The organism is Bilophila sp. (assembly GCF_057864385.1).
On the sequence record NZ_DBMAFI010000070.1, the window covers coordinates 1 to 15,247 of the forward strand.

The window sequence follows — 15,247 nt, forward strand, 5'->3', positions numbered from 1 at the left end:
CGGAAGGCCATCTCTCCGATCTCGGCCTGCGGCGCGAGCACATCGCCGCCATCGCCTCGTGCGACGTGAAGGCCGATGAGCCCGCCATCCTCGAATTGGGCGAAAAATGGCAGGTGCCTGTGGAGTTCCACCCCGCCGCCCGGCTTGACGCCGTGCCCGTGCCCACGCCTTCGGCCAAAGTCCGCGAAAAGGTCGGCACCGCTTCGGTGAGCGAGGCCGCGTGCCTGCTTTCCGCCGGGTACGGCTCAACCCCCCAGCCCAAACTGTATGCCCCGAAAGCCGCCTTTGGTGACGTCACGCTGGCGCTGGCCCGGCTGCCGCACCTCTCCGCACCCAAGGCCGCAGGCGGGCAGGTCGTGGTCGTGGGGCTTGGTTCCGGCGCTTCCGGGCAGATTACGCCTGAGGTGGATACCGCGCTCAGGCACTGCGGCACGGTGGCGGGATACAGCCATTACGTCGATTTCATCCGTGATCGCATCGCCGGGAAAAACATCATCCAGAACGGCATGATGGGAGAGGTGGAACGGTGCCGGGCCACGCTCGAAGCCGCCGCAGCCGGGCAGGAGGTCTGTATGGTCTGCTCCGGCGATCCCGGCATCCTGGCGATGGCGGGGCTGCTGTTCGAGCTGCGGGCGCGGGAACCGGAATTCGCGGGCATCCCGATCCGCGTCCTGCCGGGCATCACGGCGGCGAACATCGCGGCGGCTTCGCTTGGGGCGCCGCTCCAGAACGGTTTTTCACTGGTGAGCCTTTCCGATCTGCTTGTCCCTTCGGATGAAGTGCGGCAAAACCTGCGGGCCGTGGCCCAGTCCGCCCTGCCTGTGGCGCTCTACAACCCCGCCGGGCGCAAACGGCGGCATCTGCTCGCAGAGGCGCTCGACATTTTCAGGGAACATCGCGGGGATGAGGTATTGTGCGCCTATGTCCGCCATGCCGGACGGCCTCAGGAGGCGAAATGGATCGGCAGGCTCGCCGATTTCCCCACCGACGAAGTGGATATGTCCACCCTCGTCATCATCGGCGGCCCGCGCACGGTTACGGACGCCGGGGCCATGTATGAGGCGCGGGGGTATGTCGAGAAGTATATGGAATAATGACGGGGAAGGGGAACAGCCTATGCGACACGCGACATTCCACGCCTTTTGCATCGCCGCGCCCCGTTCGGGCGAGGGCAAGACCACGGCGAGCATCGCGCTCATGCGGGCCCTTGCCCGGCGCGGCCTGCGGGTGCAGGGGTTCAAATGCGGGCCGGACTACATAGATCCGAGCTTCCATGCCCAAGCCACCGGGCGGCCCGCCTGCAACCTCGATACGTGGATGATGGGCCGCGACGGAGTCCGGGCGCTGTGGGGAAGCCGCGCGCACGATGCCGACGCCGCCGTCTGCGAGGGCGTCATGGGGCTTTTCGACAGCCGCGATCCCGGCGATCCGGCGGGCGGCACGGCCGACTGCGCCCGCGCCCTCGGCATTCCTGCCGTGCTCGTGTTCAACGGCAGGGGCATGGCGGGTTCCGCGGCTGCACTCGTCGCCGGGTTCCGGCTTCATGCCGCCCGCATGGGCGTCCGCCTCATCGGGGCCATCGCCAACAACGTGGGAAGCCCCCGCCATGCGGACATACTGCGCGAGGCATTGGAACGCTCCAGCCTTCCGCCGCTGCTCGGCGCGCTGCCCCGGCGTGAGGAATGGCGGCTCCCCGAACGCCAGCTTGGGCTCATCCCCCCGGAAGAAGCCGGGACGACCCCCGCATGGCTCGACGCGCTGGCGGATATGGCGGAACGGCATCTCGACATTGATCGCCTTCTTGCGCTGACCACGTCGAAACGCCCGGAACCGCCCCAACTGCCCGAACCGACTGAACAGCCCGAACCGCCGCTTGCGGCAAGCCTCCGGCCCGATCGCATGGGCCTCACCCCCGGAGGAGGGGCCTTTTCCCCAAAAGAGGCCCGCCCCCGGCGCATGGGCATCGCCAAGGACAAGGCTTTCCGCTTCTATTACGAAGAAAATGAGCGCGTCCTGCGTGCGCGGGGATGGGAACCCGTCCCCTTTTCCCCGCTTTCAGATACGGCCTTGCCGACCGGCATTGAGGCGCTGTACCTCGGCGGGGGCTATCCCGAAGTCTTCGCCCGCGAGCTGTCCGAAAACGCCGCCATGCGGGAAAGCATCCGGGATTTCGCCGCACAAGGCGGGGAAATCTATGCGGAATGCGGCGGCTATATGTATCTTTGCGCCACGCTCGAAGCCTCCGGGGAGGACGGGGGCACACGGGGCGGGCTCCGCATCTGGCCCATGTGCGGGGTCATCGACGCCACGGCGCGCATGGGCGGGCGCATCCGTTCCCTTGGGTATCGGGAGGCCTCCATGCTCTCCGGCGCGCCCTTCGGCTTGCTGGGCGGGGTCTTCCGGGGGCACGAGTTCCATTGGTCGGACATCGAATTGCACCGCGATTACCCGCCCCTGTATGAAGTCCGTACCCGTTCCGGCATCGAAAAAGCCGGGGTCGCCTTCGGCAACGTCAGGGCCGGATACGTCCATCTCTATTGGGGAAATGAAGGACATCCCGGAATAAACGGTGAAACCCGCCCTTCCCCTCTCCCCTGTTTCTCCCACACCCCTGATGGAACACACGGGGAAAACGGGAAGCACGGGAAACCTGATACCAACCTTGCGGCGGATAGGGCGGCGAATGGAGAGACGGCGGATTCCCCCCGGATCGGGGTTCACCGGGATTTCGGCAGCCCGGCCCTTCAGGGGGGCGCACGCCCTTCCAGCACGTTCCCCTCCGGTCAGGTCATCCTCTTAAACGGGCCGTCGAGTTCGGGGAAGACCACGCTTTCCAAGGCGCTGCAAGCGCGGCTTCATGCGGATTACGGGCTGTGCTGCATGACGCTTTCCATCGATCAGCTTCTGAGGGCGAGCACGGGGAGGCATGAATCCGTACTCGCGGGGCTTGCGCAAACGGGCCTCCCGCTCATCGAGACTTTCCACGCCGGCGTCGCGGCGGCGGCAAAGGCGGGCGCGTGGGTCATCGCGGATCACGTCATCGGAGAAGATCCGGGCTGGGTCGACGATCTGCTCGGACGGTTGGCGGGCGTTCCCATCCTGTCCGTACAGGTCACTTGCGACGCCGAAGAATTGCAGCGCCGCGAGTCCCTGCGCACGGATCGCACGCCGGACTGGGGGCACGCCGAACGTCAGGCGCGCTCCATCCATGTACCGCTCCCCAACCAGATGGCTGTGGACACCACCCGCACCGATCCCGAAACCTGCGCGGCCTGCATTCTTGAGGCCCTGTTTATGGAAAGCGGCATACCGATCTGATCCTCGGCCCGCAACAGAGGGGAACCGTCCAGACAGCCCCAGAAAAGTACGCCTGAGGGAAACCGCCCCGGCAACCTGAGAAAGAGGAAACCATTATGAAACCCGAAGCCCACGGCGGCGACTTGCTGCGCATGGCGGCTACAGCCGGACGCGATCCGGCGTCCCTGCTGGATTTCAGCGTGAACGTGCGGCCCGAAGGCCCGCCGGAGTTCATCCGTGCCGCGCTGTTCCGGGCCATGACCACGCTCGCGGCCTACCCTTCCCCCCATGCCGAGGAAGCCATGCTCGCGGCGGCCCGGCATCATGGGATGGACGCTTCCCGCTTCGTCTTCGGGAGCGGCAGCAACGAGCTTATCCATGCGCTTGCCCGCGTGCTCCGCAAGCGCGGCGTGCCTTCCGTGCGCGTGGTCGAGCCCGCATTCAGCGAATACGGCATAGCCTGCCGCCTCGCCGGGATAGAGGCCATCCCCGTATGGGGGGGCATCATCGAAACCAATCAGGGCGGCCCGGCAACAGGCGCGGAAACGGAAAAAGATGCAGCCGTGCCCACGCGGGATCTGCTCGGCGCGCTCACCGATGCCCCTGCGGGTTCGGCGGTCTTCCTTGCCAATCCCGGCAACCCTTCAGGGCTGTTCCGTACCCCTGAAGAATGCCTGCGCCTCATGTCCTTGCGCTCCGATCTCATCTGGATCATTGATGAAGCGTTTGTCGAATACGCCGGGGCGGAAACGGAGGCTTCCGTACTGCGGCGGCTTCCCCCAAATGCCCTTGTCCTGCGCTCGCTGACCAAGTTCCATGCCGTTCCGGGGGTGCGCCTCGGATATCTCGCCGCCGATGCGGGGCTGGCGCAGGCCATCCGGGACGAGCTGCCCGCGTGGAGCGTCAACGCCTTTGCGCTGGCCGCCGCACAAGCCGTCTTCGCGGACACTTCGGGGTTCGCCGCACAAACCCGCGCCGAGAATGCCGAACGCCGCGCGGATCTCGCCGCCGCCCTGTCGTCCCTGCCGGGAATCGAGGTTTACCCCTCCGCCGCCAACTACGTCCTGTTCCGCTGGCCCGGCGCGCCCCGCAACCTGCTCGGCATCCTCCTCAAACGCTTCGGCATCGCCGTCCGCGACTGCTCCAACTATTATGGGCTTGAAGACGGCTCATGGTTCCGTGCCGCCGTCCGCTTTCCCGAAGACCACCGCCGCCTTGCCGAAGCCCTCTCCGCGATCCGGGAAACGATGCACGGGGCTCCCTCCTCCCAACTCCCCGAAAATCCGGCTGCTCCCGAACGAAACAACACGGGGCGCGAGGTTCCTTCCCCCGCATCCCTTGAAACTGCGGCTTCACCTGAATCAAACAGCAAAGTTTACAGGAAGATCCCCCCGGTTTCATCCGAACACAACAATGTGTGCGGAAACAAAACCCCAGACATGCCCCGACACAACACGGCTTGCGGGATTTCCCTCTCCCCGATCCCCGAAAACCCGGCTACCCCCGAACAGAACAGCGCGGGACACGGGGTTCCCTCCCCCGCATCCCCTGAAACTGCGGCTTCACCTGAATCAAACAGCAAAGTTTACAGGAGCATCCCCCCGGTTTCATCCGAACACAACAACGTGTGCGGAAACAAAACCCCAGATGTGCCCCAACACAACGCGGCTTGCGGGATTTCCCCCTCCCCGATCCTCGAAAACTCGGCTACCCCCGAACAGAAGAACACGGGGTGCAGGGGCCCTTCCCACGCATCCCCTGAAACTGCGGCTTCACCCGAATCAGACAGCAAAATATACGGAAATATCCCTCCCACTTCACCCGAATCCGACAACAAGGATTCGATAAACACAAAAATCTTAGGAAGAGGAGGGATGGGGGCCTGGGGGAAGGGAGGAGAAAGCCCTTCTTCAGAAGGGTTTCTCCTCCCTTCCCCCAGCATACCCTACCGCCGCCGCTCCCCCCGCCATACCCCGGCCCTCATGCTGCAAGGCACCTCCTCCAACGCGGGCAAGAGCATCCTTGCGGCGGCCTACTGCCGCATCTTCCGGCAGGACGGCTACAACGTCGCGCCGTTCAAGGCCCAAAACATGTCGCTGAACTCAGGCGTTACGGCGGCGGGCGACGAAATGGGCCGCGCCCAGATCGTGCAGGCGCAGGCCGCCTTCGTCGACCCGGACGTCCGCATGAACCCCATCCTGCTCAAGCCGCACTCGGATACGGGATCGCAGGTCGTCGTCCTCGGACAACCCATCGGGCACATGGGCGTCCTCGACTATTTCAAGAAAAAAAAGGAATTATGGAAGACCGTCACCGAAGCCTACGACAGCCTCGCCGCAGGCCATGACGTCATGGTGCTCGAAGGCGCAGGCAGCCCCGGCGAAGTCAACCTCAAGGCCCACGATGTCGTCAACATGCGCATGGCCGAACATGCGCGGGCTTCCGTGCTGCTCGTCGGGGACATCGACCGGGGCGGCGTCTACGCTTCCTTCCTCGGCACGTGGATGACCTTCACCAACGCCGAACGCCGCCTGCTCACCGGCTATATCGTCAACCGTTTCCGGGGGGATGCCTCCCTGCTCGGCCCGGCCCATGAATACATGCTCGACCATACGGGGACTCCCGTGCTCGGCACCATTCCTTATATACGCGACCTCAACATCCCCGAAGAAGACATGGCGGGCTTCTCATGGGGGCACGCCGGCTGCGGGGAAAAAAAGGAAGGGGCGCTGGACATCGCCGTGGTCATGCTGCGGCACGTATCCAACTATACCGACTTCGCGCCGCTCGCCGCCGAACCAGACGTCAGCCTGCGCCCGGTGCGCCGCGCGGAGGAGTGGGGCGACCCCGATGTGGTGATGCTTCCGGGCTCGAAAAGCGTCGTCCCCGACCTCGACGACCTGCGCCGTTCCGGGCTGGCGGGGAAGATCCTCGGACACGCGGAGCGCGGCAAATGGATCTTCGGCATCTGCGGCGGGTTGCAGATCCTAGGCCGGGCCATCCTCGACCCTTACGGCATCGAGTCCGCCGCGCCGGAAGTGCCGGGGCTTGGGCTCATGGATCTGCGCTCGACCTTCGCTGCGGATAAGACGCTTGTGCGCGTGGCCCGCGCCGAAACCCCGCTCGGCGTGCCGTCCGGCGGCTATGAAATCCATCACGGCCTCACCAAGCACGGCCCTTCGGCCCTGCCGCTGTTCCTGCGGGCCGACCGCGCCTATCCGTCCGAAGAGGCGCGCATCTGCGGCTACGTCTCCGGGCGGCGCTGGGCCACCTACCTGCACGGCGTTTTTGATGACGACGCCTTCCGCCGCGCGTGGCTCGACCATGTGCGCGCCGACGTCGGCCTTGCACCGCAGGGCCGCCAACTGGCCGCCTATGATCTGGAAAAGGCGCTGGACAGACTCGCGGACATTGTGCGCGAACATTCAGATATGGAAACCATTTACCAAAGCATGGGATTGAAATGAACCTCGCCTTCCTCGCGCTGCTGCCCGCCGCGCTGCTGATCGACCGCCTTTTTGGGGAACTGCCTTCCCGCGTGCATCCCGTCTGCATGATGGGCGCGCTGGCCTCACGCATGGAGGCCCTGCTCCGGCGCGGCCCCAACAACGCCCTGATGTCCCTTTCCGGCGCCCTCGCCTGCCTGCTCGTCGTCCTGCCCTGCGCCGCCTTCGCTGGCGGGCTGGCGTGGGCCGCGCAAGTTTACGCCGAGCCGCGGGCGGCGTGGTTCGTATCCGCCATCACCATCTGGATCTGCGTCGCGCCCCGGAGCCTTGACGAGCACGCCCTGCGCGTCGCCGTCCCGCTTGCCAAGGGCGACCTCGAAGGCGCACGCAAGGCCGTCTCCATGATGGTGGGCCGCAACCCCGGACGCCTCGACGCCCACGGCGTGGCCCGCGCCTGTGTGGAAAGCGTGGGCGAGAACCTCACGGACGGCGTCCTGTCCACACTGTTCTGGGCGGGCGTCGGCCTGTTCTTTTTCGGATATCCGGGGGCCGCGTGCCTTGCCGTGCTGCACCGCTCCGCCAACGTGCTTGACGCGCTCTGGGGCAAGAAAAACGAAAAGTACATCCGTTTCGGGACATTCGCGGCACGGCTCGACGATGCCCTGAACTTCGTCCCGGCCCGGCTGTCCCTGCCCTGCATCGCGTTCGCCTCCCGCATCATCCCGAACCTGCGGCACGGGGACATCCTGCCCGTGGGCTGGAAATACCGCGCGGCCCACGAAAGCCCCAACTCCGCATGGAGCGAGGCGGCCTTTGCCGGGGCCCTCGGCCTCAAGCTCGGAGGCCCCGCCGTGTATGGGGATCTGCGCGTCGACCATCCGTGGCTCGGCGACGGAACCCCCGACGCCAAGCCCGCTCACATCGTGCTGGCGGTGCGGCTCATGTGGCATTCCGTCATCGTCTTCACGCTGTTTGAAGTGTTCCTTATCGGCATGTTGAGCTTGTAAAGACCATCCGTTGGAGAAGAAGGGCCATGAACACACTGACGATCCCCCCTTTTTCGGCAAGGGCGGCGGAAGCGGCGCAACGGCGTCTGGACAACCTCGCCAAGGTTCCGGGGAGCCTCGGCAGGCTTGAGGAACTGGCGGTACGGCTCGCGGGGATCACCGGGAACGAATGCCCGGCCTTTCCCGAAAAGGCCGTAGTGCTGTTCGCGGCGGATCACGACATCGCCCTTCGGGGCGTGAGCGCCACGGGGCAGGAAGTGACGGAAATGCAGGTACGCAATTTCGTCAAGGGCGGCGGGACGATAAACGCCTTCTGCCGCAATGCCGGGGCGAGGCTTTCCGTCGTGGACGTGGGCGTGAAGGGCGACCTCGGCGACGTGGAGGGCCTTATACGGCGCAAGGTCATGCACGCGGCCCGCGACTTCAGCGAAGGCCCGGCCATGACCCGTGAAGAGGCGCTTGCCTGCATACAGGTGGGCATCGACATGGCCCGCGAGGAGGCGGCCAAGGGCGCAACCCTGCTTGCCGCCGGGGAAATGGGCATCGGCAACACCTCGCCCTCCTCGGCCATCGCCGCCGTGCTCACCGGCGCGTCGGTTGACGAGGTGACGGGCATCGGTTCCGGCATCCCTTCCGGGCGCGTCCGCCATAAGGCCGACCTCATCCGGCGCGGCATCGCCGTCAACCGCCCCGATCCGCGTGATGCCGTCGACGTGCTCGCCAAGGTCGGCGGGCCGGAGCTCGCGGCCATGAGCGGGCTCATGCTCGGCGGGGCGTCGCTGCGCATCCCGGTCGTGGTGGACGGCTTCATCGCCGGGGCCGCCGCAGCCGTTGCCGTGGGCATCCGGCCCGGCGTGCGGGACATGCTCATCGGCTCGCATTCGTCCGTGGAGCCGGGGCATCGGCTCATCATGGATTACCTCGGCATCCCCACCTATTTTGATTTCGGGCTCAGGCTTGGGGAAGGCACGGGCGCGGCGCTGCTCTATCCGATCATCGACGCCGCCGTCCGCATCCTTACGGAAATGAACACGTTACAAGGCATAGGCATACAATGACGCTCCGCGCCGCCCTCGGCTTCTTCACCCGCCTGCCCATCGGTTCCGCGCCGCTGCCGCCCACCTTCCGGGGCGTCGCCGTCTGGCTGCCCGTGGTCGGGCTCATCATCGGCCTGCTCGTATCCCTCGCCCTCGGCCTTGCGGCGCAGATCCTGCCCGCCTCCCTGTGCGGCGTCATCGGCTGCCTTGTCTGGGTCGCCGTGACCGGGGGGCTGCATCTTGACGGCGTGGCGGACTGCGGGGACGGGCTCATCGTAGAGGCTCCCCCGGCCCGGCGTCTGGAAATCATGAAGGATTCCCGGCTCGGCACGTTCGGCGGGGCCGCGCTGTTCTTCATCCTCGCACTCAAGGCCGCGGCCCTCGGCGCGCTGGCGGGCACGTTTCAGGCGGAAGGAAGCGGGCCGGACGCCTTCGTGCCCCTCCTGCTGTCCTGCTGCCTTGCCGGGACGCTGGCGCGGTGCATGGTTTTCGCGGCGATGCGCGTCCCCTCGGCGCGTCCGGGCGGGCTCGGCGAAGCCCTGCACGAAGGTGTGGCCCTACGCCATGAGCTGATCGCCCTTGCAACCGGGTTCGGCCTGTGTGCCGCCAACGGGATGCGCGGGCTCTACGCCCTCGTCGCCGCCCTACTCGCCGCATGCCTTCTGCTTTCCGCCGCAAAGAAGCGGCTCGGCGGCGTCACCGGGGACGTCTTCGGGTGCCTCATTGAGCTGACGGAATGCGCCGTCCTCGTCGTGTGTTGCGTGTGAAGTTAAATAAGGAACACAGCCTGATGCAAAAATACACACTCCCGAATCTGCGCCTTGGCGCGACCTCGTTCCTGCTGCACGCGGCCTATGTGCCCGCCGTGCGTTTTGCGGCGGAGCGGTGCGATGACGTGGCGCTTTTGCTGCTGGAAACGGGCGGGAGTGGCGAATACCTCGCCACACCCGGCGAAATCGCCGAAATCGGCAGGATCATTGCCGGAGAGGGCGCGACCTTACACGTACATCTGCCCACGGACGCCGATTTCGATACACGGGAAGGCGCGCGGGCGATGATCGGGAAAGTCCGCCGCGCCGCCGAACTCACCGGCCCGCTCGATCCGCACAGTTTCGTACTGCATGTGGATTTCCCCTCCCTGCACGGGACAGGGCGGGAACCTTCCGCCGAACAGCAGGAGTGGACCGCCGAGGCATTGCGTGAAATCGCGGCGCATCTGCCCGCGCCGGAACGCCTCGCCGTGGAGAACCTTGAGTCCTACGCCCCCACGTTCTGGGATCGCTGGCTTGCGGGCACGCCGTACTCCCGCTGTCTCGACGTTGGGCATATCTGGAAGGACGGCGGCGATCCCGCCCCTGTGCTTGCGGCGTGGCTCCCACGGGTGCGCGTCATCCATCTGCATGGCCTAGAGCCACGCGGGGACGGGGCAGGTGCGGCGGGCGCGGCAAAACTGCAAGGCAGGCAAAAGGCCCCGGAAACGCCGGTGGGAAGGAACCTCCCCCGCCTGTTCGGGCCTCGCCCGCGTGACCACAAATCGCTCCGGTTCATGCCGCCGGAGCTCGTGGACAAAGTGGCGCATCCCCTCTGGAAGGCCGGGTTTTCCGGCGTGCTCAACCTTGAGGTCTTTTCCGTCGAGGATTTTGCCGCTTCTCATGCCGTGCTCATGCAGTCGTGGGAGCGGTATCAGGGAAAACGATTGGGGAGGGAATAATTGGGGAGGGGAGGAAGGGACTTTCTCCAGAAAGTCCCTTCCTCCCCTCCCCAAACCCCACCCCTCCATCTTCAAAGACTTTTGACCTTATCGAATCCCTTTTCACAGGTTTTCCCAAGCATGGAAGGCAGTCATATTTTCAATGGGAATGGTTCCATCATGGATTAAAAGAACAAATGAAATATTAGGCTGTGTCATAATCACAGAGCCCACCAGCGGAAAATTTGGATAAAAAGCATATATTTTCAATATATTACCAAAACAAAACAATCATATACTATGACAGAGCCATAAAATATCCCAATCATGGAGCCCATCAGCGAAAACAGGATAAAAATTTTATATTTTAATATATTATAAAAAATAAAACAACTATATACTATGACAGAGCCAATATTAAAAGGCTGTGTTATAGAAAATGGTTGATGTTTTTTCCTTGAAGCTCCAAAGGGATAACCAGCAAAATGCCTTAGCCGTGGATTCCGCCAAGGGGAAAACTGGATAAAAAGGCTGTATTTTTCACCGTACTGTGGAGACGAAACAACCACATACTAAAAAGAGCCAAAAAATATGGCTGTGCCATAGGAAATGGCTGACGTTTTCTTGAAGTTCCAAAGGGGATAACCAAGGCTCCGTCATATATTTATTTTATCTCTACAGCATGGTGAGATACAGACTTTTTCTCAAATTTTTCTGCTGGTGGACTCCATGATTGGGATATTTTATTGGTTATTCCTTTAGGATTTCAAGAAAGCATCAACCATTTCCTATGGCACAACCAACCAATAGAATAAATCAGTTATGGAATTTACCAACGAAAAAGCTGGAAAAAAGCCATATGTTCACTATATGTGGAAATGAAACAGCCACATCCTATGACAGAGCCAACAACATCAGAAAAATGGATGTTCCGCATGGGGGAAGTGTTTGCGTTTGACTCGCGGCAAGTCACCGATGCAACATTTTCCCGCATAAAAAAGCTCTGTCAGGGTATAGGGTTGTTTCATCTCCACAGTACGGTGAAAAATACAGTCTTTTTATCCCGTTTTCCCCTTGGCGGAATCCACGGCTAAGGCATTTTGCTGGTTATTTCTTTGGAACTTCAAGGAAAAACGCATTAGCCACTTTTCTGACACAGCCTAAGTCGTGTCGCCATTGAACATATAACTATTGAACTTATTGAAAATAATCTTTTTGTAGCTCGAAAATAGTTTCATAATTTCAATAAATTATATATAATTGACGCACGATCTAAAAAATAGCGCTGATGGGAACCCTTTTCCGAAGGAGCTTTCTATCCGCAAAGGCCAACAGTATGGATAAGCCTGATCTGACCCTTTATCTCGGCGGCACGCGGAGCGGCAAAAGCGCGCGCGCGGAGGCCCGCGTTTTTGAACGTGCCGACGGCCCAGTGCTGTATGTCGCCACAGCCGAAACGCGGTCGGACGATCCCTCGATGACGGAACGCATCCGGCGGCACCGTGCCCGCCGCCCGGAAAACTGGCGAACGCTCGAATGCCCGCTGCATCTTGGGGAGCGCATTGCCGCCGCTCTCATGGAATACGGCATGGCAGGAAATGTTTCTGGATGGGGCACTGGAGAAAACGCCAGAACCGCTTCCATGCCGCCCCGACAATCCAACGGTGGAAACCCCACTCCGAGGGGAGGCCATTCAGATGGCGCCCCCCGCAGTTGGGAGGCAGAAGAGCAGGATACGGCCCCAAAAACAGATAGGGATTTCAAAAAAGCCACGTACGAAGTGCAAGGCGAGGCAAAGGGGGTTCCTACCATCTTGCTGGACTGCGTGACGTTGTGGGTATCAAATATCCTGTTCAGCCTGCCTGATCCCGAAGATCTGCTTGCCTTTGAGGAGGCGGTGCGCCACGAAACGGAAGAACTGCTTGCCGTAATCCGCTCTTCCGGCTGCCGCTGGGTGGTCGTTTCCGGCGAAACCGGGCTTGGCGGCATCGAACCCACCCGGCTCGGACGTAATTATCACGATGGACTCGGCCTCGCCAACCAGCTTATCGCCGCGCAAGCCCGTGAAGCCTTCCTCGTCATTGCCGGGAGATTGCTCAGGCTGGAGGAATAAAAAAGTGCCAATGGGATAGAACTGCTCCTATTTCCTTACTCCAAAAGGAAAAGCAGTATGCCTTTGGCCTTTCCTGCCCTCAAATAAAAAAGGCTCTGTTATAGTTTGTGGTTGTTTCATCTCCACAGTGAGGTGAAAATATAGCCTTTTTCTCCAATTTTCCCCTTGGCGGGATCCAAGGCCAAGGCATTTTACCGGTTATCCCTTTGGAGCTTCAAGGAAAAAAGCATCAACCATTTTCTATAACACAGCCATAAAAAAAGCCCTGTCATGGTATGTGGCTGTTTCATCTCCACAGCACGGTAAAAAGATGGCCCTTTTCTCCAGTTTTCCCATCAGCGGAATCCACGGCTAAGGTATTTTGCCGATTATTCTTTTGGAACTTCAAGGAAAAATATCAACCATTTTCTATGACACAGCTATAAAAAAGGCTCCACCACGCTTTTCCGTTAGGAATAAAGGCGGCACCAATAAGTTAGATAACACTAAAAATCTTTGAGAGAGAGAGAGAGAGAGAGAGAGAGAGAGAGAGAGTCCCTCACATATCGGACTAATACGTCCAATATAGATAATTTTTCTTTAATTTACTATAGTTATATAAAAATACCAGAACCGGGACCTGACAGGTTTTACCGACTTTTTCCCCTGATTACTTATCCGATTTCTTATCCATTTTTTGCTAGTCTTCTTTTATTTCCAAAAGAATATACCATAGTTATTGAAAACAAATTTTTTTTGAAAAATTTTTGTTTTTTCAGCACCGTTTTTTTCGTTCTCTGCAAAAAACTCCTGCTGCCCATGTGTCACATATGGTCAGCAGGATTTTTTTGCATCTCTACTTCCGTCCTCATTCCTTCGGGGTCAGACATCCTTCCACATATACGCGCTCCACCACTACTCACGCTTATCTCTAGGCAAATGAACACCTGCGGACATGTTGTGGTACCACGTTTTGTAAGTGTCAACTCGCCTCAAAGCATCCTTTCTTTGAGCTAACATCAAGCCCCGGAAATAAATCGAACGTCGATTCAATAGTTTTTTGTGATAATGTGTTTTACGAGTGTAAAAACAATTATCATAACTGCTATAACGAATATATTCTTTATTTTTCCAGGCCGGGAGAAAAGAATGGAAACTTTTGCCCCTAAAGGAAATATACATGGCCCCATTTTACCTCGGTTCGTCTTGCAAAAGTCCATCACGCCTGGTGCAAAAATCATGTACGCAATTTTATGCGACTATGCCGCCGATAATGACCGTTGCTGGCCGTCTCAAGCTACTCTTGCCAAGAGACTTTCATGCAGCATCAGCAGCGTTAAAAACTACCTTGCTGAACCTGTCAGAGAAAAACTCATTTCCATCAGACAGGAACAGTACCGCTCGTCCGTCTATTATCTGTTATGCCCTGAAGAACTCATAAAAAACCAGGGAACAAAGTTTACCCGTAAACAGTCAGAAACTCCCTCTTATGAGCCAAAATCTGACTACTTAAACACTCTTAACAAACAACGGAAAGAGAATCCCCCCTTCCCCCCATGCGCCAGGTGAAACAACGGCTAGTACCGTTCACCGCACGGTCAGAGCGCCTGCGGCGGGGGGGTGTCTTCCTCTCTTCAGGATTTTGAATCCACTTGGGCATTGTCCCCCAAAAAGGACGCCAAGAGCTTCGCGCGGCTGGCTTGGCTCCAACTTCTGCGCAAGGGACAACTCCCGTCACTCCCGGAACTTCACGCCGCCATCCAGCGCTTCGCCTCCTCGGAAAGCTGGCAACGCGTGGGCAACTGGCTGCGCGAGCAACGCTGGCTCGATCCTCTACGCCCTTTTAAACAGGTGAGTCAGGGACGCTCTCAAACCCTGCGAAAGGCGCTTCAGGCACGGGAGGAACGGGAACAACGCCAGCATGAGGCATGGAGAGCAAACAAGGCACGACTACGACCTGAGTTTGAAGCGTTCGCGGCAAAGCTTCCGCCCGTCGCCAACGATGCCATGCCCTTCGGCATCTGGCTGCATCTTCATTCCCTGAATTGTGCACCATCGGCAGATGACGTACCTGCGGGAACCACCCAGAGCATCAGTAATTTTCTCCATGACTACAAACGGTGGCGTCCGAATACCGAATACAAGATGCAGCAGGAAACGCCGCTGGATGCCCGAAAGGACTCCGAAAAGCGGTGTCGCTCAGTAAGAGAAATCCTGGAAAACATGACCGCACCGTTCCACGCAGAAAAAACCTTCGGTGTTCCTGATTTTTCCGTAATTGGTTGCGTATAAAGGATTCACCGTAAAAAAATACCGTCTTTTGGGTTTGACCTTTGTGACCGAATTTTACTGATATACTTGCCAAGGGTGACAAAACATACATTCGCTCAAAACCAGCTACAACCTAATGTGACCACCAGATAGCTACAGCTATCAGCGTAGGCAATGATAGATACTATAATCGGTCATACCACAGATAATGTTGTTCCCAAGTTAGAAAAATTTAAACTTTCATTTATATTTTATTTCAAAATAAAATATAAATATCTATACAAAATTATTGTTAAAAATTTCGATTACTAAACCATACTTCTCAATACTTTTCCTAAGCATTCAAGACTTGATATTGTTGAAATTGAGTCATTACTTCCGGGTGCGTTTAATGTCATAGAACCATA

Annotated in this window: 10 protein-coding genes; all 10 read left to right on the top strand. The window is 59.5% G+C overall.

Annotated features, from left to right (window positions below; genetic code table 11):
- Window positions 1-1,094 (top strand): precorrin-3B C(17)-methyltransferase (locus ACZM8Y_RS15390; protein ID WP_489501870.1); only part of this gene is annotated, 1,094 nt, incomplete at its 5' end.
- 22 nt (window positions 1,095-1,116) lie between these two features.
- Window positions 1,117-3,318 (top strand): cobyrinic acid a,c-diamide synthase CobB, encoded by a 2,202-nt coding sequence (locus ACZM8Y_RS15395; protein ID WP_479859380.1) that lies wholly within the window; start codon window positions 1,117-1,119, stop codon window positions 3,316-3,318.
- Window positions 3,319-3,413: 95 nt separating this feature from the next.
- Complete coding sequence (locus tag ACZM8Y_RS15400) at window positions 3,414-6,764, top strand: cobyric acid synthase (RefSeq protein ID WP_482334208.1); 3,351 nt, start codon at window positions 3,414-3,416, stop codon at window positions 6,762-6,764.
- On the top strand, window positions 6,761-7,750 hold the full coding sequence (gene cbiB, locus ACZM8Y_RS15405) for an adenosylcobinamide-phosphate synthase CbiB (RefSeq protein ID WP_479859746.1): 990 nt from the start codon (window positions 6,761-6,763) through the stop codon (window positions 7,748-7,750). The genes ACZM8Y_RS15400 and cbiB overlap by 4 nt, the downstream gene beginning before the upstream one ends.
- A 26-nt stretch (window positions 7,751-7,776) precedes the next feature.
- Window positions 7,777-8,808 carry a nicotinate-nucleotide--dimethylbenzimidazole phosphoribosyltransferase gene (gene cobT, locus ACZM8Y_RS15410; protein ID WP_479859747.1) on the top strand — a complete coding sequence of 344 codons (1,032 nt, stop codon included), beginning with the start codon at window positions 7,777-7,779 and terminating at the stop codon, window positions 8,806-8,808.
- A complete protein-coding gene (gene cobS, locus ACZM8Y_RS15415) occupies window positions 8,805-9,554 on the top strand; it encodes an adenosylcobinamide-GDP ribazoletransferase (protein ID WP_479859748.1) in 750 nt (249 codons plus the stop codon). Before cobT ends, cobS begins: the two co-directional genes overlap by 4 nt.
- A gap of 23 nt (window positions 9,555-9,577) precedes the next feature.
- On the top strand, window positions 9,578-10,498 hold the full coding sequence (gene cbiR, locus ACZM8Y_RS15420) for a cobamide remodeling phosphodiesterase CbiR (RefSeq protein WP_482334813.1): 921 nt from the start codon (window positions 9,578-9,580) through the stop codon (window positions 10,496-10,498).
- 1,315 nt (window positions 10,499-11,813) lie between these two features.
- Complete coding sequence (locus ACZM8Y_RS15425) at window positions 11,814-12,590, top strand: bifunctional adenosylcobinamide kinase/adenosylcobinamide-phosphate guanylyltransferase (protein ID WP_337431889.1); 777 nt, start codon at window positions 11,814-11,816, stop codon at window positions 12,588-12,590.
- Between the two features lie 1,128 nt (window positions 12,591-13,718).
- Window positions 13,719-14,138, top strand: a complete 420-nt coding sequence (locus tag ACZM8Y_RS15430) for a helix-turn-helix domain-containing protein (protein ID WP_482334783.1) — start codon at window positions 13,719-13,721, stop codon at window positions 14,136-14,138.
- A gap of 51 nt (window positions 14,139-14,189) precedes the next feature.
- A complete protein-coding gene (locus tag ACZM8Y_RS15435) occupies window positions 14,190-14,861 on the top strand; it encodes a hypothetical protein (protein ID WP_337431157.1) in 672 nt (223 codons plus the stop codon).
- Window positions 14,862-15,247 lie beyond the last annotated feature (386 nt).